This is a genomic window from Paenibacillus sp. FSL R5-0470 (assembly GCF_037975205.1).
Classification (GTDB): Bacteria; Bacillota; Bacilli; order Paenibacillales; family Paenibacillaceae; genus Paenibacillus_AQ.
The window spans coordinates 2,964,541-2,984,913 of the sequence record NZ_CP150238.1; the positions used below are offsets into that span (position 1 = coordinate 2,964,541).

The window sequence follows — 20,373 nt, forward strand, 5'->3', positions numbered from 1 at the left end:
AGTCGAAGCGGTAATGAAGTTCAAACATTCATATCCTAAATGTGCCGTGGGAAAGAAGGGAAGAGTAGTGAAGCAGTTGAAGCATCGGCCGGGATTCCGTGCCACAGCTTACCTCTTTACGTTTGTAGTTATCGTGTATGTATTTGTATTTATGAACACCCCGTACATTGTATATCAACCGGGTAGTGCCTCTGAAGTTGCCCCTATGATAAAAGTGGAAAATGCCGATCCAGCTGAAGAAGGAACCTTCATGATGACTACAGTATCTGCTAGTTACGCTAATGTGGCGTTGCTGGTCGCCTCTGCTTTTAACTCCAATTCAGAGGTTGTGCGGAAAGAAACACGGTTAGGAGATAAGTCTGAAGATGAGTATGCTGCGGAGCAGGTTTTTTATATGAACAGCTCGCAATCTTACTCCGTTCAGGCGGCCTATCATGCTGCAGGAATCCCGTATGAGGATGTTGTGGATTATTTGTATGTTTTTTCAGTTCCGGTTGCCAGTAATAAAGGACAATTCCAGCTGGGTGACAGAATCATAAGTGTAGAAGGCCAGAAGGTACCCGATCCAGAAGCACTTTCTGCTTTACTTTCAACAAAAAAAATCGGTGATCAGGTCGCTGTTGTTTTACAAAGAAACGGTAAGAAAGTAATGGAACAGGTGACACTTGTCGAGATCAAAGATAAAGATGTTACTGCAGTTCGACCTGGTTTTGGAGTCACTATAGCCGCAGTTCAAAAGGTAAAACCTAAAGAACAAGGCAAAGCGGTCAGCTTTGTGGATACGAATGTTGGCGGTCCTTCTGCAGGTCTGATGTTCACTATGGAGATTTACAACCGACTTACGCCTGGTGATTTAACCAAAGGTCATAGGGTTGCAGGAACGGGCACGATCGACGCTGAGGGTGTGGTAGGTGCTATCGGTGGAGTGAAGCATAAGATTGTTGCTGCAGATCGAGAAGGGGCGGAGATTTTTTTCGTTCCTGTTAAGAATTACGACGAAGCCAAAACGAAAGCTGATAAAATCGGCACATCTATGAAGTTGGTACCCGTATCGACACTGGATGAAGCACTGAAGTATATGGAGGAACTACCGGTCAAACCATGACCGGAGGTTCCAAATAATCGCGATACAGATCGGTTCTGTGCGGTTCTCGAAAAGCTCCTGCGAAAGCAGACGCGGCTTGAAGGTCTCGTTCAAGTTGTGGATGGGAGCACAGTGACGGCCGCATGATGATGGGTAAGGTTGCTTTTTGTTTCATCTCTTTAAGGAGAACTCGTCCACTTTCTCTAAAACCAAGGATTCGAATATATCCGGGCCCCTCCGCTAGTACAGAAGGGGTCATTTCTTCCTTTGTATGATTTAGCAAAATGTGTAGTAGTAGACGTTGCAGTCGTGTATGCGTATAACGCTTGCTCTTAAGGGCTTGAAGCAAACCCGAGATAGAGAATTGCTCAAGATCGGGCATAAGGCGAAGGATTCTATTCTCCAAGCCTTCATTCATGTCTTGGATGGTTCGTAGCTCGGCAGCGGTACGTGTAGAGAGCAGGTGACGGAGGGGACCTCGGAAATGCTCCAATTCCAGAGGACCTCTACCTGCTGCATGCTCTCTTTCTAATATGGACACGCTATATTCCGGCATGTATGCTGCTGGAGAGCCGCCTTCTTGCAGCAGCTTGCGAATAGCAGTGGCGCTTGCGATCGATGAGTCAACTTGCAAAGGATCATGGAATCCGGCTGCCGTTCGCGGAACGGTTAGCGGCTCGATCTTGCTATTTAGCCGCTGCAAGGCGATGAGATAATGCAAGCCAAGGCTGTTATTCGGCTGGCGCAGCAACTCGCCAGCATCGCCGGGACTCTCCTCTTCATGGAGAGTCCCTTCAAAGGCCACCGCCGCCGCTGCGCTGTACGCGGCGGGGAAGCTCGCTCCGAGCGCCATGCGGCGGCGGATCTCGCTCTGAAGTTCGCTGCTTTCCTCTGCCAGATACCTGGCCAGAGGAAGCAGCGAACCCAAAGTGCCGGCTTCGGAGCCGAAGCACAAGCTGTCCACGACCCCGGTCGCTTCCAGCAGTGCAACTGCTCCGAAGGCGAACCATTCTGCCGGCTGTACAGCATAGGCCACCGGCAGCTCAATGACGAGGTCGGCGCCCATTCGTAGCGCCATCTCTGTCCGGGCTTGCTTGCTTACCGCCGCCGGCTCGCCGCGCTGAGTGAAGGGACCGCTCATTACGACAATGGCGCGCTCAGCGCCAGATAGTCTTTTGGCTTCGGTGAAGTGATGGACATGTCCGTTATGTAATGGATTGTATTCTGCTATTATTCCAACTGTTGTCACTGCTGCTTCCCTCCGTATGTAACCATTATTTAAAATATAAGTAGAGATTAGTAGGATTAATATTTAGAAACTCAGTTCGCATATGCTGTCATTTTGATTTACACTAATAGTTATATCATAATTCTCTCCAATTCCTGAAACAATATAAAGGGAAAATGGTTGACAAAGGTATATAATACTAGGTATAATAAATTTTGTTTGTTTGGGAGTGATAAGTTATGCAGATTCACTTTCGCAAATTAGCGAATGCCGACGAACCGTTACATATTCACGATGTTGTGGATGTCAGCGAGGTAGTCAAAGGGCGCAAGGATATTCTAGCTGTTGCTCCGCTCTCAGTGGACCTTAAAGCGCTGCCCGCGGGAACCGATTGTGTGAACGTGGTGGGAAAACTGAGTGGAGATGTGGACATGTTATGTTCACGTTGTCTCACGGAGGTCAAAAGTGATTTGAACATTCCTTTTGCTGAGACTTTCAAGTGGCTTAAGCAGCCAGTTCTTCCAGAAGATGACGAAGATGAGGAACTCATTTACGTCAAGGATGAGGTTGTGGATCTTATTCCTTATGTGGAAGAAAATTTCGTACTGCACTTACCGGATTCGGTATTGTGCAAGGCAGACTGTCTTGGTCTTTGTCAGAAATGCGGACAGAACTTGAACGAAGGCACCTGCAGTTGCGACAACACAGTGATCGATCCTCGACTCGCTGGGTTGAAAGACTTTTTCAAATGAAACATTACAACAAAACACATTCTGCTCTGAGGAGCAGGCTGACAGAAATATCACAAGGAGGTGGAACACATGGCAGTACCACAACGTAGAACGTCTAAAACACGCCGTGACAAACGTCGCACCCACTTTAAGTTGGTTGTGCCGGGCATGGTGAAATGCGAACAATGCGGAGAGTTGAAATTGGCTCACCACGTATGTAAAGTTTGCGGAACTTACAAAGCAAGAGAAATCATCAAACAATAGTTTCGGAATAAATAGTACTTCACTATCGGTGAAGTACTATTTTTTTTGAAATATAAGAATATATAAGTTTTACGCTATACATTATCCTTATATTTTTTGCACAAACGCTTACCGTCTATTAGGGACGCTGAGGCGTTTATGCTTATCCAAACATAAGCCGCCCAGAAGTCAATGCTTTATTTTTGGTGCGGCATGCTTTATACTACATATTAGTACCTGGTTCTAAATAATGTTTAAGGTTATTTGACCTAATATAACAGCGGCCATTCAAGCGGCCGAATGCTTTCTTTAAAATATAAGAAAGTATAAGTTATGCACCTATACTTGATGTCTTATATTTCTCGCTTAAACGCTTATCGTCCATAAGGACACCGAAGGCGTTTATGCTTGGCACGTGCCAGGAGGTGAGCCGCAATCGAGCGGATGTCCAAGAAAGAACGTCAGCAACAGCTGCTACATATAATCGCAGGTAATCCTTTTGTAACGGATCGGGAGTTGACTCGTCAGCTAAAAGTTAGCATTCAGACGATTCGGTTAGACCGAATGGAGCTGGGGATACCGGAACTGCGTGAACGAATGAAGCAAATGGCAGAGCACTCCTATGATCAGGTGCGCTCTTTGCCTGCGGATGAAGTCATCGGAGACATTGTGGATTTACAATTGGACAAGAGTGGGATTTCGATATTTGAGATTCGCGAAGACCATGTGTTCTCTAGAAATGGGATCGCTCGTGGTCACTATGTGTTTGCTCAAGCGAACTCGCTTGCGGTTGCCGTAATCAACGATGAAATTGCTCTGACCGCTTCAGCCGATATACGTTTTGTACGCACAGTTCAGCTAGGTGAGAAGTGTATTGCCAAAGCACAGGTGCGGTCACTCGCCGGTAGGGGTGGCAAAGCAGAGGTGGACGTATTCACCTATGTCGGAGAAGAACTAGTGTTTCAGGGCCATTTTATAGTGTATCGGTCCGCAAATGATGAACACAGTGAAGGGGGTAACCATAGTGCTGATCGCCATTGATGCCATGGGCGGGGACAACGCTCCTGAATGTAATGTCGAGGGGGCGTTGTCCGCGGCCGCGGAATGGAAAGATACGCAGATTGTGCTCGTTGGTGACGAAGCCAGATTAGAGCCACTACTCAAAGACAAGCCATCTAATCTGACAATACGTCATGCAGGAGACGTCATTGGTTCTGATGAAGAGCCGGTTAAGGCAGTTCGTCGTAAAAAAGACTCATCCATGGTTGTAGCTGGACGAATGGTGCGTGAAGGTGAAGCAGATGCTATGATTTCGTCGGGTAACACGGGTGCGCTAATGACCACAGGACTCCTCGTAGTTGGCCGGATGCAGGGAATTGAACGTCCTGCACTGGCGCCTATGATTCCAACGCTTGACGATGTTGGCGTACTGGCTCTTGATCTTGGTGCTAACATGGATGCGAAGCCTGAACATCTGGTACAATATGCGCTGATGGGCAGCATTTACCGGAGCAAGGTTCATGGTATTGCTAAGCCGCGTGTGGGACTTCTGAATGTAGGGACGGAGCCTGGAAAGGGTAACGAACTGACGAAAGAAGCTTATCCGCTGCTTGAGAACTTGCCAGGTATTCATTTTATCGGTAATGTTGAGGCACGTGACGTACTGACAGGGAATTGCGATGTGCTTGTCTGCGATGGATTTGCCGGTAATATTTTGCTGAAGTCTCTTGAGGGTACGGCGGGCGCTTTGTTCTCTTTGCTCAAGGAGCAATTTAGTCGTTCCCTGAAGACTAAGCTTGGCGCGGCTATGCTGATGCCGGAGCTTAGAGCTTTAAAGGGTAAAATGGATTACAAAGAGCACGGTGGTGCACCACTACTCGGTCTTAGCGGATTGGTAGTGAAGGGCCACGGATCTTCTGACGGAAATGCAGTTAAGAATGCGGTAAGACAAGCGCGGATTGCTCTACAAGCCGATCTTGTGCCAAGTATATCCAAGGAAATTAGCGGGAAGTGAGTGACGACATGAGACAGTTGCGACCGGTTGGAATTATAGGAACTGGGAAATATGTACCTGAGAAAATATTGACAAATAGCGATCTGGAAAAAATAGTGGAGACTAACGATGAGTGGATCGTCAGTCGGACAGGCATCCGCGAGAGACATATTGCTGCGCCTCACGAGGCAACTTCTGATCTAGCGTATGAAGCAGCACTCAAGGCACTTGATTCCGCTGGAATGAAAGCCGAAGATTTGGATCTTATTATTATTGCAACAGTAACACCTGATAGTGCTTTCCCTTCTACAGCCTGTATTTTGCAGGATAAACTGGGTGCTAAAGGCGCTGCGGCTTTTGACTTGTCAGCAGCCTGCTCTGGTTTTGTATACAGCTTAGCTACTGCGGTTGGCTTTATTCAGAACGGAATGTACAACAATGCACTTATTATAGGTGCGGATACTTTATCCCGCATCACAGATTATACAGATCGCAATACTTGTGTCTTGTTTGGTGATGGAGCAGGTGCAGTTATCATTGGTGAGGTTCCGGAAGGTCGTGGTTTCCAATCCTTTGATCTGGGTGCTGAAGGCTCTGGAGGGAACTTGCTTAAGCTAGAAGCCGGCGGTTCGCGCTTGCCTGCCTCTCAGCAAACCGTTGAAGATAAGAAGCATTTCATTTATATGAATGGCCGTGAAGTCTTTAAATTTGCTGTTCGTGTAATGGGCTCAGCTACAGAACGTGTGCTTACTAAAGCTGGTCTGGGTAAGGAAGATATCGATTTGTTTGTACCTCACCAAGCGAATATTCGTATCATTCAATCCGCTATGCAGCGTCTTGATTTGCCACCAGAGAAATGTGTAATCAATGTTGATAAATATGCCAATACTTCGGCTGCCTCCATTCCACTAGCGCTTGTTGAAGCGGCGGAAGAAGGACGTATGAAAGAAGGCGACACCGTCCTGATGGTTGGATTCGGCGGTGGCTTGACTTGGGGCGCATCTGTATTGATCTGGTAATAAGCTAAGACCGTTATACGGGAAGGAGTTCATACTTATGAGTAAAATTGCATTCGTCTTTCCCGGTCAGGGAGCACAAGCAGTTGGAATGGGCAAGGATGTTTATGATGCTCTTCCAAACAGCCGTGCAGTGTTCGAGAAAGGGGATGAAGTTCTCGGATTTCCACTAAGTAAGCTGATTTTTGAAGGACCGGACAGTGAGTTGAAGCAAACGGTAAACACGCAACCAGCGCTTCTTACAGCAAGCGTAGCCTATCTTGAAGCTCTACGTGAACAAGGCTTGAAGCCGGATTATGTTGCTGGTCATAGCCTTGGTGAATACAGTGCACTAGTAGCTGCGGGTGTGTTGTCATATGAAGATGCTGTAACACTTGTACGCTTGAGAGGTCGTTTCATGGAAGAAGCTGTTCCAGGAGGACAAGGTGCAATGGCGGCAGTGCTTGGTGCAGAACGAGAAGCGCTGGCAGCATTATGCCAAACTATCTCTGAAGAGAATGGTGTTGTAGAACTGGCTAACGTTAACTGTCCAGGTCAGATCGTTGTTTCCGGATCTCAGGAAGGCGTTAATGGTGTTGTGCAGCGTGTTAAAGAAGCTGGTGGCAAGCGGGCAATTCCGCTAGAAGTAAGTGGACCTTTTCACTCTTCTATGATGAGAGCTGCTGCAGATCGTTTGGCAGAAGAGTTGAAGAAAGTAACCTTCAACACTCCAAATGTACCTGTCATCGTTAACGTCACTGCATCACCGGTAACAGATCCCGAAGAAATTCGCGAACTGCTTGTTCGTCAGGTGTATTCTCCTGTGCTTTGGCAAGACAGTATTGAATGGTTGATTGCGGATGGTGTTGACACTTTTGTTGAGATTGGTTCTGGTAGTGTTCTGGCAGGTCTGATCCGCAAAATAGATAAAACAGTCAAAGTAATCAACATTAATACACTTGAAAGTGTCCAAACTGTTTTGTAAGAAATGGTTTAACATTTTGACAACAGCATCATGATTGAAAGGGGATTAGACTATGTTCTCAGCATTGCGGGGCCAAACGGCCCTTGTAACTGGCGGCTCACGTGGCATTGGTCGTAGTATCGCGCTTGCTCTTGCAGAACACGGTGTAAAGGTGGCCGTGAACTATGCAGGAAGTGAAGCGGCGGCACAGGAGACTGTGGCCCGTATTGTCGAGCTTGGCTCGGAGGGTATTGCACTCCGTGGAGATGTCGGCAATAGTGAACAGGCCGAGAGCCTTGTGAAAGAGGTTCTTAATACCTGGGGACGTATTGACATTGTTGTCAATAATGCCGGCATTACTAGGGACAACCTGATTATGCGCATGAAAGAGGAAGAGTTCGATCAAGTGATTGAGACGAATCTGAAAGGTGTGTTTAATTGCCTTAAGGCAGCAACACGTCCGATGATGAAACAGCGCTATGGCCGAATCATTAATATTTCCTCGGTTGTGGGCGTGACAGGTAACCCTGGTCAGGCTAATTACTCTGCAGCTAAGGCTGGTGTCATCGGTTTAACGAAGGCATCGGCTCGTGAGCTTTCTTCGCGGGGCATCACCGTCAACTGTATTGCTCCTGGGTTTATTGATACAGATATGACACGTGAGCTCTCTGAAGAAGTTCGCAGTGAGCTAGAGAAGGGCATTCCACTAGCTCGCCTTGGGCGTCCGGAAGAAGTAGCTATGACAGTTGTTTTCTTAGCTTCTGAAGGCGCCGCTTATATGACCGGCCAGACACTACACGTGGATGGCGGGATGTATATGTAATTCTCCTTTGAAAATATAAGAAAGTATAAGTTTCACACTATACTTTATCCTTATATTTCTAACATAAACACTTACTGTCCTTATAAGGACGCCGAAAGCGTTTATGCTTGGGAGAAATTACACTGTTTTAAAGATGAAATGTGAGGGATCAGGAAAGCGTTTTTTGCGGTCTATGGTATTTTGACCTCATATCTCGTATAATACCAAAAGAGGAGGTGAACCGGATGTCCGATGTATTAGAGCGTGTAAAACGCATTGTCATCGACCGCTTAGGTGCCGATGAAGCTGAGGTAACATTAGAAGCGTCTTTCAAAGATGATTTAGGTGCTGATTCTCTTGATGTAGTAGAATTGGTTATGGAATTGGAAGATGAATTCGACATGGAAATCTCTGATGAAGATGCAGAGACGATTACGACCGTGGGTGAAGTTGTGAAGTACATACAATCTCATACCTAGAGTCATATGATTGAGAGTCCCGTTCCAACTTGGGCGGGGCTTCTCCTCATTTATACAGGATTAAAGATGTATTACAGGTTGCCATGTGCAGCTTCATAGGGATTATAACAGAACCGCGGAAGCTTTAATGATGCGGTGATCGCTGTTCATATAGTAATAATTTGCAGTATATAAGTACTGAATATAATGTATACAGCCTATAGATGGGGTGATTGTGTTTGAGTCATAGAGTGGTTGTAACCGGGATGGGCGTAATTACGTCACTGGGGAAAGACTTGGAGACGTTCTGGGATAATCTGATGAGCGGTAAATCAGGTGTATCGATGGTTGAAGCGTTTGATGTCAGTGAATACACTACGCAAATTGCTTCATCAGTTAAAGACTTTGATCCGGAGGCGCTTTTTGGCCGCAAGGAAGCCCGCAAAATGGACCGTTTTGTACAATTTGCAGTGGCTGCTGGTGAAGATGCATTGAGAGACAGTGGACTTAAGATCGGTGAAGATATCGATGCTGAACGGATCGGTGTATCTGTTGGTTCGGGTATCGGTGGTCTTGGTACTTGGGAAGACAATCATAATCTGTTGCTTGAAAAAGGGCCAAAACGGGTTAGCCCGTTCTTTATCCCGATGATGATCGCTAACATGGGTTCTGGGCAGCTGTCCATTAACCTCGGTGCAAAGGGACCGAATACGACTACAGTGACAGCCTGTGCTACAGGAAGTCATTCCATTGGGGAATCATTCCGTCTGATTCAACGTGGAGACGCGGATGCTATGATCTGCGGTGGTTCGGAAGCGACCATTCGTCCAACAGGAATGGCAGGATTCTGTGCAATGAGAGCGATGTCCACTCGTAATGATGAGCCGGAGAAGGCTAGTCGGCCATTTGATGTAGATCGCGATGGTTTCGTTATGGGAGAGGGCGCTGGGATCTTGATTCTGGAATCCCTTGAACATGCGGAGAAACGTGGAGCGAAGATTTATGCTGAGGTAATCGGCTATGGTCTAAGCGCTGATGCTCACCATATGACTGAACCGGATCCAGATGGAGCAGCTCGCTGCATGAAGATGGCAATCCGTGATGCTGGTATCTCTCCTGAAGATATTGATTACATCAACGCACATGGTACTTCAACGCCTGTAGGAGATCGATCAGAAACGGCTGCTGTTAAGAAAGCATTGGGCGAACATGCCTATAAAGTAGCTATTAGCTCAACGAAATCCATGACAGGTCATCTTCTAGGTGCTGCTGGTGGAGTAGAAGCTATTATCTGCGGACTCTCTTTGCAAAAGGGCATGATTGCTCCAACGATTAATTTGGACAACCAGGACCCGGAATGTGATTTGGATTATGTACCAAATGTTCCACGTAAAGCGGATCTTGATATTGTAATGTCGAATTCGTTTGGATTCGGGGGACATAACGCAACAGTTATTCTAAAAAAATATAATCAGTAAGGGGACAGCGCGGTGAAAGGAGAACTGAAGCAGTTACAACAGCAACTTCAAATCCAATTTCACGATTCTGTGCTTCTGAAGCAGGCCTTTACCCATGCATCCTATGTGAATGAACACCGTTTCAATCAGCATCAGGACAATGAGCGTCTCGAATTTCTAGGGGATGCTGTACTGGAGCTGACGGTTTCTGAATATTTGTACAATCTGTTGCCAGACCGACCTGAAGGGGAACTGACCAAGCTACGTGCCGCTATCGTATGCGAGCCTTCGCTGGTTAAGTTCGCTGAGAGTTTAGGTTTTGGCCGTTATGTACTGCTGGGAAAAGGGGAAGAACTTACGGGCGGACGTACTCGCCCGGCCCTGCTGGCTGATGTGTTCGAATCCTTCGTGGGAGCGCTTTATCTTGACCAAGGGCTGGAAACTGTACGGTCTTTTCTTGATAATCACGTATTTCCACTTGTGGAGACGGATGGGAAACTGCAAATGCAGATGACTGATTATAAGACGGAACTGCAAGAGCTAATTCAGCAGCACAATATGGGTACGTTGGAATATCGGATCATTGAAGAACGGGGACCCGCGCATGAGCGTGAATTCGTCTCTGAAGTGTTAATGACTAACCGTTCACTTGGTAAAGGGAGCGGCCGCTCGAAGAAGGAAGCAGAGCAGCAGGCTGCAGCAGCTGCACTGTTGCATCTGAAAGAAGATGGTGCCTGAATTTTGCATCATGTGGACAAGCGGAGGAGAGCAGCAAAGGTCTGAATACCGGCGTTTAGGCGGAGCTCAGACCGTTGCTGCTCTTTTTCGAAAGAATAGCCAAGCTTCATTTTGAAGCTATTTTAGGCGAATAAACGCTATGGTATAATGGGTCAGAGGTGATAGGCAAGTATGTTTTTGAAACGGATAGAATTAGCTGGTTTTAAATCATTTGCCGACAAAACAGAAATGGAATTTGTGCGCGGAATAACGGCCGTAGTGGGTCCGAACGGAAGCGGCAAGAGCAATATTTCTGACGGCATACGCTGGGTGCTCGGCGAACAGAGTGCTAAATCACTGCGTGGCGGCAAGATGGAAGATATTATTTTTGCCGGTAGTGACGCGCGTAAAGCTGTGAATTATGGTGAAGTATCACTTACGCTCGATAATGAGGATCACACGCTTCCACTGGATTTCAGCGAAGTTACAGTGACTCGGCGTGTTCACCGCAGTGGTGAGAGTGAATATTTAATTAATAAGCAATCCTGCCGACTGAAGGATATCACAGAGCTGTTCATGGATACTGGTATCGGGCGTGAGGCTTATTCGATTATCGGACAGGGTCGGATTGAAGAGATTCTGAGTACTCGTTCCGAGGATCGGCGAGGCATCTTCGAAGAGGCATCGGGTATTGTAAAATATAAATCGCGCAAAAAAGATGCAAGTCGAAAGCTTGACGACACGGAGCAAAACTTGCTTCGTATTCACGATTTGATTAGTGAGCTTGAGGATCAGATTGGTCCCCTAAAGGATCAATCGGAGAAGGCCATTCGCTTTAAAGAGCTTCGGGAACAACTGAAGCATCAGGAAATTTCAGTCTATGTGCATCAGATTGAAGGCATTCATACAGCTTGGCAGGAAGGTAACGCTAAGCTCGAAACTTTAAAGGATGAGCAACTGGAATTATCTACAGTTGTCTCTGCTCATGATGCGAAGCTGGAAAGCGGACGTGCTGAACTGCGCGCGTTAGAAGAACAGATTGAGAAGCAGCAAGAGCAATTGCTCCGTTATAGTGAAGCTTATGAGAAGAGCGAAGGTTACGGGGAAGTGTTGAAGGAACGCAAGCGTAATCTTGAGAGCAACCGTGAACAGTTAATGCTCACATTAGGTTCTGTAGGTGAGCGTTCTGCGGACCGACAGCGTGAGCTTGGGGATTTAGAAGCTAAGCTCGAAGCGTCCCGGCTTAAGCTTGTTGAGCTTCGGAAACAGATCGAAGCGGAAGAGGCAAGACTCGAAGGTGTCGCTGACGGTATTAGTCAGAGCCAGGAGGAGAAGCTGAAAAGTGCTCTCCTGGAGTTAATGAACCTTATGGCGAATGCACGTAACGAAATTCGTTACGCGGATCAACAGAAGGAGAACCTGGAGCGTCGTATGAGCCGCAGTGAAGAAGAAAGCGGCAAATGGACTGCACGGCATGATGAGCTGTCTGCTAACCAGAAAGGGCTAAAAGACAAGATTGCCCAGCTTGGAAAAGAACTAAGCAATCTTCGTGGTGCTTATATTACTGAAAGTGAACAACTTAGTAAACGTCAGAAGCTGATTGAAGAGACGCAATCAGGTCTGAGAAAGTGGGAACAGAAGCGGGAAGCACAAGTCTCCCGTCACGAGACCATGAAAGAAATGCAGGATGATTTCGATGGCTTTATGCTTGGGGTTAAAGAAGTTCTCAAAGGAGCTCGTAAAGGACAGCTTAGCGGTGTGCATGGTGCGGTTGCTGAACTCATCTCCGTTCCTGAGAAGCTGGAAATGGCTGTTGAGACTGCGCTGGGTGCATCGCTGCAACACGTGGTTATGGATAATGAGAGCGTGTCTCGTCAAGCGATATCTTTCCTGAAGCAACGTCAATTGGGACGAGCTACTTTTCTACCACTCGATGTTATCCGGCCACGCCAAATTTCCGGTAGCGACCGAGGAATGGTGGAAGATGCTGAAGGTTTTGTTGGAATTGGTTCCGAACTCGTTGGATACGATGATAAGTATGCAAGTATTGTTGGCAGTTTGCTTGGCAATGTAGTTATTGCTGAGAGCCTGGAGCAGGCTAACCGCATCGCCGCTAGATGCCAGTATCGTTATCGTGTGGTTACGCTAGAGGGTGATGTAGTCAATGCCGGGGGCTCCATGACTGGTGGTAGCCAACATAAGAAGAACAATAGCTTACTTAGTCGTAAACGCCAGCTGGATCAGCTGAGCAGTGAGATCGAAGAGAGCGAGCGTCAAATTGTTAAGCTGAAACAAGGCATAGCCAGACTTCGTGAAGAGCAGGAGAACGCTAGCGTGAAGCTAGAGGACCTGCGCCGTGATGGTGATGAGAAGAGACTGGAAGAGCAACGTGTTTCTGGCGATTTGAAGCAGCTTGAACAGGAGCTTCGGCATGTGCAGGAACAAGTGGAAAGCACAGGCGCGGAACGTAGTGGCTTTGAAAGTGAGGTCCGCACGCTTGAGGAGACTCGGAAACAAGCCTCTGCTGAGCTTGAACGTCTCGAGAAGGAAGAGAAGGAAGCTCATGAGGGTATCCGTAATGCCGAATCGGCGCGTAAAGCGAATGAATCGGCTAAGGAAGAGCTTCAAGGCAAGCTGACCAGCATGAAAGTATCAGAAGGCAAGCTCGATCAGGAGATCTTTTCCTTGGAGGAACAATTACGCCGTCTAAGACAAGATGCGGGTTCACAGGATAAAGAGCTACGCCAAAATCGAAACCTGCTACATACGATCGAACAGGATTTGGCTAGCAATGCTTTGGAAACCGTGAAACAGAAAGAAGATTTGAATAGTTATCGTCTGAAGAAGGAAGAGACAGCCGGTACTTTGGATCTAGCTCGGGCGGAACGTTCAGCGTTAACCCGTAAGCTTGAGCTAGAGGAGGGCAAGACCAAGGATCAGCGTCAGGCACTTAGAGTCGTGGAGGACAAGCTGCGTTCTACTGAAGTTTCTGTGGGTCGTCTCGATGTTGAACTTGATAATATTCTTCGTAAGCTGAGTGATGATTACGAGCTAAGCTATGAACTAGCGAAGCAACGTTATCCTGTGCCCGAAGATGTGCCTGCCGCACAAGCGGATGTACAGCGTCTGAAACGTAGTATTTCTGCATTGGGCGAAGTGAACTTAGGTGCGATTGAAGAATATCAGCGTGTTCATGAGCGTTATACCTTCCTTAGTGGACAAAAAGATGACCTGGTCGAAGCCAAGACTACCCTGTATCAAGTTATCCGTGAGATGGAAGATGAAATGTCCAAACGCTTCAAACAGACCTTTGATGCGATCCGTAAACAATTCGGCACGGTATTCTCGAAGCTGTTCGGAGGCGGTCGAGCTGATCTCATGCTGCTGGATCCAGAACATATGCTTGAAACAGGTATAGATATCGTAGCCCAACCACCGGGTAAAAAGCTTCAAAACCTGCAGCTCCTCTCTGGTGGGGAACGCGCCTTAACTGCGATGGCCCTCTTGTTTGCCATCCTGCAAGTGAAGCCGGTTCCGTTCTGCGTACTGGATGAGGTAGAGGCTGCGCTAGATGAGGCGAATGTCGTGCGTTTTGCACAGTATTTGCGTGAGTTCTCGGAACAAACGCAATTTATCGTCGTTACACACCGCAAAGGAACGATGGAAGAGGCGGATGTGCTCTACGGAGTGACGATGGAAGAAGGCGGAGTATCTAAGCTTGTCTCTGTACGTTTAGAGGATGAGGAAGCAGAGATCGCTTAACGGCTTGCCAAAATGGTGATTTTTTTAAGTATCTGCTTTCGAAGCGAGTTTTGTACGAAGTTAAATCAATGAAGTGTCGCTCACAAAATTTTTAGGAGGAAACAAATGAGCTTTTTCAGGAAGTTAAAAGAAAGCATTTCCGGCAAAACGGAAAGTGTAACCAAACAATTCCGCGACGGATTAGAGAAAACCCGTAAAGGCTTTGTCGAGAAGGTAGCAGACCTGATTATCCGCCGTAAAAAAATAGATGAAGAGTTCTACGAAGAGCTGGAAGAAATCTTGATTGGTGCGGACGTAGGTGTTAATACAGTAATGACACTTGTCGAGGATCTGCGCGCCGAAGTGAAACAAAAACGAATTGAAGATGCAGCTGAGCTGCAACCCATTTTGTCTCGTAAGCTCATGGAATTGCTGCGCGGCGATGACGATAACAGCCTGAAGGAAAATCCGGATGGCATTACAGTTATCTTGTTCGTTGGGGTAAATGGAGTAGGCAAGACGACTACGATCGGTAAATTAGCACATCGTTACAAACAAGAGGGTAAAAAAGTTCTTTTGGCCGCAGGGGATACGTTCCGTGCCGGAGCGATTGAACAGCTCGAAGTTTGGGGTCAACGTGCTGGCGTAGACGTAATTAAGCAACAAGCTGGCTCTGACCCAGCCGCTGTTATGTTCGATGCTGTTCAAGCGGCTAAGCAGCGGAATGTAGATATCTTGATTTGCGATACGGCAGGCAGACTTCAGAATAAGAGCAATCTGATGGAAGAGCTCAACAAGATTTTCCGCGTTATTCAAAGAGAAATTCCTAGTGCTCCGCATGAAGTACTGATGGTGCTAGATGCGACCACAGGTCAAAATGCGCTTACTCAAGCCAAGCTATTTGGTGAAAAGAGTGGGGTAACAGGGCTCGTCTTGACGAAGCTGGATGGTACAGCTAAAGGCGGAATTGTAGTAGCCATTCGTCAGGAAATGAACTTACCAGTGAAGCTCGTAGGGCTCGGAGAAAAGATGGAAGACTTGCAGCCATTTGATTCTCAGCAGTTCGTGCATGCTCTTTTTGCCGGATTAATTGCTGAGGAAGAGTCAGAAGAATCGGAAGAGTAAGTGTAATCCATACCTACACATGATCTTAAAGAAGTCATATTTACAAGGAATGTCCTCGAAGCTATATTTAGTTTATGAGGGCATTCCTTTTTTATAAAATGATTGTTAGTTGTTAATGTAGTGACCTCTAAGGAATTCTTAAAAAGTACAAATGCATCGCGTAGGGTATCCCTTTAAATAACAGCTTTCCCTCACTAATAAGCCTCCAGAAGCGATATTCTATAAATGAGGTACTGATAAATAAATTCCACTGCCCTATAATTGCACCTACAATAAGTCCTGCATTTACGAAATGATCTCCCTGTTCATTCTTTTGCAGTTGCAGAATTAAGGATAGAATGTATTCGTCATAGTATGTTTCGGGTACATTCGTTAGCTGACCTTTGGACCATACTCGAAGCATAGCCTCAGTGTTGCTGATTTCTTGCCACTCCAGCTCATACTGTTTTCTCTGCGCGGAGGTAAGGGGTTGCGTATTTTCGGTGTTTTTGATAATAGTTTGCATAGCTTCGTTTGGGAGCTGACCCAGGGACTGGGGAGATAAGTCCATGCTATATTGTTCAGTAATCCCAGGAAGCTCCTCATAAGCTTCGATTGGATTTATAACATAAATAGGTTGCTTCCTCTCACTAAGAACAGAAAGTGCAAATCGTAAACCTGTCTGATCATGGGAGTTGTTTCCGCACCAAATAGTGATTTTTTTGTCCTCGGGAATTTCTTTTAAGGTCTGAATCATGGCTCCCAGTTTATGCTGGGGATTGAGATGATAACCCTGATCCGGAAATCGTTCTTGAAACCATAACTCACGGGCATGACACCCTTCATCATTATGTAATTTGCACAGCGGTCCAGCAGAGAACGTCTCATTAAATGAAAGTACTCTTATTAAATGACGACTGCCTACACGACTAAGTGCTACCTTCATCGAACCAGCTTCTGACAAACCAAATAAAAGATAAATATGCTTCCGCCTAGCCTCTTCCTGCTCCATGGTCATAGTATATTTGTGATCCATTTGTTCACTCTCCTAACGCTCCAAATTATACCATATAACTGAAATTACTTTCCCAGACAACTATATAAAAAAACCAACATATGAAAAATTCATAATAGTAATGCTTGTCACTACTCCTGCATACAATTCAATGAAGAAACTACATTTCAGCTCCGGCAACCTATATAAGAGAGAAAGGAAGCGATTCCAAAACACGGAAATATTCAGAGATCACATTTCTCTGTTATATATATTGACATCGGCAATAGAATTTACGTATTATGGGAATACAAAACAATATTTTCAAGGATATTTTCAGAAATTAAAGTATAGGTTGTTAGTAAAGATAACATTATCGAAAGGAGTCGGGCTCATGTCCAAATTAGATCCTCTGCCAGGTCTGTCTCCGTATCCGCTGCAACATTTTTTCGATGAAATGTATGCAGATAAGAGAAATGTCCGGCCGCATTATAGACATGTGAATCGCATGTTTTCCGGAATGAGCTCCGAAGAGCTGCAGGGTAAGCAGAATTTGATGCAGCGCAGGATGATGGAGGAAGGAATTACTTTTACGCTATACAATCCGGCTCAGGATCATCCCATGGAGCGTACGATTCCCTTCGATATGATTCCACGCATTATTCCTAAGAATGAATGGGAGAGGCTAGAGGCTGGAATTATTCAGCGTATCACGGCTTTGAATCTGTTCATTCATGATATCTACCATGAGCAGTACATCGTAAAGGATGGAATAGTCCCAAGGCGTATGATCATCTCCAACTGTTATTTCCGGCCAGAAATGACTGGTCTAAGGGTGCCTGGTGGAGCCTACATCACTACCTCGGGAATCGATCTGATTCGCCATCATGATGGGCAATATTATGTGCTTGAAGATAATCTACGAACGCCTTCAGGTTTTTCATATCTTTTTAAAGGCAGAACCCTTATGAATCAGTTGTTTCCTGAATTGTCCTTTGCCAGCTCCATCCGAGATGTTGATCATAGCTTGAATCGCTTCTTATCCGTTCTACGTAGTTTATCACCCTCACGAAAGTCAGATCCGGTTATAGCACTTCTTACACCTGGGGAATACAATTCTGCTTATTATGAGCATGCTTTTCTAGCACAACAGATGGGTATACATTTGGTTGAAGGACGAGATTTGGTTGCAAAGGATCACAAAATATATTTGAAAGAAATGAACGGACTTCGCCGCGTAGATGTACTATATCGCCGTTTGGATGATGATTTCATCGATCCGTTAGCTTTTCAGCCGGATTCACTTCTAGGGGTGGCGGGTCTGATGAATGCGTATCGGGCAGGGAATGTAGCGATTGCTAATGCCCCGGGGACTGGTGTTGCTGATGATAAAGCGATGTATGTCTATGTACCGGATATGATTCGTTATTATCTGAATGAAGAACCGATTCTTGGGAATGTCCCGACCTATCTGCTAGGCAGGCCTGATGAACGTTTATATGTCCTTGAGAACCTATCTGAAATGGTTGTTAAGGAAACCTCTTTATCCGGGGGATATGGAATGTTGATCGGAAGCGAAGCTACGAAAGAAGAACTCGCTGAATTTCGAATGAAGATTATCGCAGATCCGGAGCGTTATATTGCGCAGCCGATCATGTCTCTATCTAGAGCACCGGTATTGTCAGGAGGAACAATGGCACCGAGACATATCGACCTTCGAGCTTTTGTATTAATGGGTGCTGACCGTAAGCCACATGTTATCCCTGGGGGATTGACACGGGTGGCTATGAAAGAAGGGTCTTTGGTCGTAAACTCCTCGCAAGGTGGTGGCGTAAAAGATACTTGGGTCATGGCTTGATACAACCTAGTGAGGCTTGTTGATGATTAACAAAATGCAGCATCAATTTGTTAAATAAGGGAGTGGCTGGAGATGCTGAATCGAAATGCTGAAGCTTTGTTCTGGATCGGCAGATATATTGAAAGGGCAGAGAATCATGCGCGGCTAATCAATGTTCATTATCATATCCAGCAGGAAGAGGATTTTCATGAAGAAGGACATAAATGGTCAAGGTTAATCGATGCGCTAGGCGTTCGAGGTGAATATATGCAGCAGTTCGAAACCTTTTCCGAGCAGGATGTCCTATCTTTCATCACACTTGATTTAGGCAATTCTAATTCATTATTCTCTTGTGTACATCATGCCAGAAATAATCTGCGAACACTCCGTCAGCAGCTTCCAAGTGAATTATGGGATGTTGTCAACAGCTTCAACCTATGGCTTGGTGAGCGGTCTGTTGCAGATATTATGAGCGGCCCACATCAGTTCTATCAGCAGGTTAAGGAGCGTACAGCCATGTTTCTCGGAGCAGAACAGTCGGTAATGCTTAGAGGGAATGAGTGGCATTTCATTGAGAGCGGACGGTTTCTAGAGCGGGCAGAGAATACAACTCGTATCTTGCAGGCGGTCATTGCCTCATGCCGATTTAAGGAGCTTGACGCGGTTTATACTCAGTTGCAGGCGGTGCTTAAATCCGTTAGTGGGTACCAGGCGTTTCGCCGTTATTATGCAGATGCTATGTCCCCGGAGAGCATTTTAGATTTCTTGATTGCGAATCCCAAATTTCCGCGTTCCATTCGTTTTTCTTTTCATCAGCTGGAAGAGCATTTAGCAAAGCTTGAACTAGATCCCTCAGAGAAAGGTTCAGGTCATGAGAAGGTTATCCGGCAAGCGGGTAAGCTAAAAGCAGAGCTGGATTATATGGAAAAGGAAGAAATGTCCGGCGAGCTAGTGGAAGATGTGCTTAAATCGCTGGTGATATCCTGTCAAAAACTTGGTAAAACAATGGAGGGCGCCTTTTTTCGGCGAGAAGGAGTGTCTGTATGAAGATTCAAATCAATCATACCACCACATACAGCTATCCAGAGCCGGTTACGGACAGTGTCAATGAGATCAGACTCACGCCACGCACGAATTATCGCCAATCCTGTTATCACCATGAAGTGGATATTTACCCGCCAGCCAATCTATTAACCTATGAGGATTTCTTCGGGAATCGGGTCCATGCCTATTCGGTTAATAAGCCGCATACGGAGATGGTCATCCACACTAAAGCTACTGTAGTTACACTGGATAAAGCTCAGGGGACAGATCTCCCGAGAACATCTCTTGAAGAACAAATTAGATTGTTAAATGACGAGGGATTTCAGAACCGTTATATTGAGTTTATATTGCCGACTCGTTATACCGAGGTGACGCCTGAATTAGTGGAGTTTGCCTCACAGTACCCTTTTAATGAAGCAGAGGATATGTATGAATGGATTCTTAAATTATCGGCGACGATTTATGAACAGTTCACCTATGACCCTGAGGCTACAAGTGTAAATACTACGGTAAAAAAAGCACTGAAGCTTAAACGCGGTGTATGTCAGGATTATGCTCATCTAATGATTGCTGTCTGCCGTAGTGTCGGTCTGCCGTCCAGATATGTAAGTGGATATCATTTTGTTGGTGATCTGCAAGGGAGTAATGCTAATTTTGAGCAAGCCTCACATGCTTGGGTGGAGACTCACATTCCGGGTACAGGTTGGCTTGGTTTCGATCCGACGAATAATGTTGAGGTCAATTGGCGTTACATTAAGTTAGGTCACGGACGGGACTACAAAGATATTGTACCTGTAAAAGGTGTATATCGTGGTGGAGCAGGCACTCTGACCGTGAAAGTAGATGTGCGGAAGCTGGACAATTAGATGTATAGATCTAGATGAAACTCTCAGTTCAAGCTTTTGAACGGGGAGTTTTTTTGTGAAGATGATTCCAGTGTGCATGTATTTGGGTAATCTTGATCCATAGTACATCACTAAG

18 protein-coding genes are annotated in these 20,373 nt (G+C 46.0%); 16 read left to right on the forward strand and 2 right to left on the reverse strand.

Annotation, left to right across the window (positions count from 1 at the left end):
• The first annotated feature begins 67 nt into the window (after positions 1 to 67).
• Positions 68 to 1,105, forward strand: coding sequence for a SepM family pheromone-processing serine protease (locus MKY99_RS12895; RefSeq protein WP_339270893.1), 1,038 nt, complete (start codon positions 68 to 70; stop codon positions 1,103 to 1,105).
• On the opposite strand, the gene MKY99_RS12900 is transcribed toward MKY99_RS12895, so the two are convergent.
• On the reverse strand, positions 1,095 to 2,333 hold the full coding sequence (locus MKY99_RS12900) for a nucleotidyltransferase (RefSeq protein ID WP_339270895.1): 1,239 nt from the start codon (positions 2,331 to 2,333) through the stop codon (positions 1,095 to 1,097). The genes MKY99_RS12895 and MKY99_RS12900 overlap by 11 nt on opposite strands.
• A 218-nt stretch (positions 2,334 to 2,551) precedes the next feature.
• Between MKY99_RS12900 and MKY99_RS12905 the strand changes: the two genes are divergently transcribed.
• The 12 genes from MKY99_RS12905 to ftsY all read left to right on the forward strand — a co-directional run bounded on the left by MKY99_RS12905 (position 2,552) and on the right by ftsY (position 15,538).
• Positions 2,552 to 3,064: a DUF177 domain-containing protein gene (locus tag MKY99_RS12905; RefSeq protein WP_339270897.1), complete on the forward strand. Its 513-nt coding sequence runs from the start codon at positions 2,552 to 2,554 to the stop codon at positions 3,062 to 3,064.
• Between the two features lie 69 nt (positions 3,065 to 3,133).
• Positions 3,134 to 3,307 carry a 50S ribosomal protein L32 gene (gene rpmF / locus MKY99_RS12910; RefSeq protein WP_019911234.1) on the forward strand — a complete coding sequence of 58 codons (174 nt, stop codon included), beginning with the start codon at positions 3,134 to 3,136 and terminating at the stop codon, positions 3,305 to 3,307.
• Between the two features lie 423 nt (positions 3,308 to 3,730).
• Positions 3,731 to 4,327 carry a transcription factor FapR gene (fapR, locus tag MKY99_RS12915; RefSeq protein ID WP_042127208.1) on the forward strand — a complete coding sequence of 199 codons (597 nt, stop codon included), beginning with the start codon at positions 3,731 to 3,733 and terminating at the stop codon, positions 4,325 to 4,327.
• On the forward strand, positions 4,311 to 5,300 hold the full coding sequence (plsX, locus tag MKY99_RS12920; protein ID WP_042187701.1) for a phosphate acyltransferase PlsX: 990 nt from the start codon (positions 4,311 to 4,313) through the stop codon (positions 5,298 to 5,300). Before fapR ends, plsX begins: the two co-directional genes overlap by 17 nt.
• A gap of 8 nt (positions 5,301 to 5,308) precedes the next feature.
• A complete protein-coding gene (locus tag MKY99_RS12925; RefSeq protein ID WP_139328492.1) occupies positions 5,309 to 6,298 on the forward strand; it encodes a beta-ketoacyl-ACP synthase III in 990 nt (329 codons plus the stop codon).
• Positions 6,299 to 6,335: 37 nt separating this feature from the next.
• Complete coding sequence (fabD, locus tag MKY99_RS12930) at positions 6,336 to 7,259, forward strand: ACP S-malonyltransferase (RefSeq protein ID WP_042187705.1); 924 nt, start codon at positions 6,336 to 6,338, stop codon at positions 7,257 to 7,259.
• Positions 7,260 to 7,311: 52 nt separating this feature from the next.
• Positions 7,312 to 8,061 carry a 3-oxoacyl-[acyl-carrier-protein] reductase gene (gene fabG / locus MKY99_RS12935; RefSeq protein WP_042187706.1) on the forward strand — a complete coding sequence of 250 codons (750 nt, stop codon included), beginning with the start codon at positions 7,312 to 7,314 and terminating at the stop codon, positions 8,059 to 8,061.
• A 224-nt stretch (positions 8,062 to 8,285) separates the two neighbouring features.
• Positions 8,286 to 8,519 carry an acyl carrier protein gene (locus tag MKY99_RS12940; RefSeq protein WP_036686493.1) on the forward strand — a complete coding sequence of 78 codons (234 nt, stop codon included), beginning with the start codon at positions 8,286 to 8,288 and terminating at the stop codon, positions 8,517 to 8,519.
• A gap of 218 nt (positions 8,520 to 8,737) precedes the next feature.
• Positions 8,738 to 9,976 (forward strand): beta-ketoacyl-ACP synthase II, encoded by a 1,239-nt coding sequence (fabF, locus tag MKY99_RS12945; RefSeq protein WP_076282776.1) that lies wholly within the window; start codon positions 8,738 to 8,740, stop codon positions 9,974 to 9,976.
• A gap of 12 nt (positions 9,977 to 9,988) precedes the next feature.
• A complete protein-coding gene (gene rnc, locus MKY99_RS12950; RefSeq protein ID WP_042127220.1) occupies positions 9,989 to 10,693 on the forward strand; it encodes a ribonuclease III in 705 nt (234 codons plus the stop codon).
• Between the two features lie 171 nt (positions 10,694 to 10,864).
• Positions 10,865 to 14,434 (forward strand): chromosome segregation protein SMC, encoded by a 3,570-nt coding sequence (smc, locus tag MKY99_RS12955; protein WP_339270902.1) that lies wholly within the window; start codon positions 10,865 to 10,867, stop codon positions 14,432 to 14,434.
• 105 nt (positions 14,435 to 14,539) lie between these two features.
• Positions 14,540 to 15,538 carry a signal recognition particle-docking protein FtsY gene (gene ftsY, locus MKY99_RS12960; protein ID WP_042187710.1) on the forward strand — a complete coding sequence of 333 codons (999 nt, stop codon included), beginning with the start codon at positions 14,540 to 14,542 and terminating at the stop codon, positions 15,536 to 15,538.
• Between the two features lie 127 nt (positions 15,539 to 15,665).
• On the opposite strand, the gene MKY99_RS12965 is transcribed toward ftsY, so the two are convergent.
• Positions 15,666 to 16,553, reverse strand: coding sequence for a DUF1835 domain-containing protein (locus MKY99_RS12965; RefSeq protein WP_339270904.1), 888 nt, complete (start codon positions 16,551 to 16,553; stop codon positions 15,666 to 15,668).
• Between the two features lie 352 nt (positions 16,554 to 16,905).
• On the opposite strand from MKY99_RS12965, the gene MKY99_RS12970 reads away from it, so the two are divergent.
• The 3 genes from MKY99_RS12970 (at position 16,906) to MKY99_RS12980 (ending at position 20,258) form a co-directional block, all read left to right on the forward strand.
• Complete coding sequence (locus tag MKY99_RS12970; protein WP_076282773.1) at positions 16,906 to 18,369, forward strand: circularly permuted type 2 ATP-grasp protein; 1,464 nt, start codon at positions 16,906 to 16,908, stop codon at positions 18,367 to 18,369.
• Between the two features lie 72 nt (positions 18,370 to 18,441).
• Complete coding sequence (locus MKY99_RS12975; RefSeq protein ID WP_076282772.1) at positions 18,442 to 19,395, forward strand: alpha-E domain-containing protein; 954 nt, start codon at positions 18,442 to 18,444, stop codon at positions 19,393 to 19,395.
• Positions 19,392 to 20,258 carry a transglutaminase family protein gene (locus MKY99_RS12980; RefSeq protein WP_042187715.1) on the forward strand — a complete coding sequence of 289 codons (867 nt, stop codon included), beginning with the start codon at positions 19,392 to 19,394 and terminating at the stop codon, positions 20,256 to 20,258. Before MKY99_RS12975 ends, MKY99_RS12980 begins: the two co-directional genes overlap by 4 nt.
• The last annotated feature ends 115 nt before the right edge of the window (positions 20,259 to 20,373 follow it).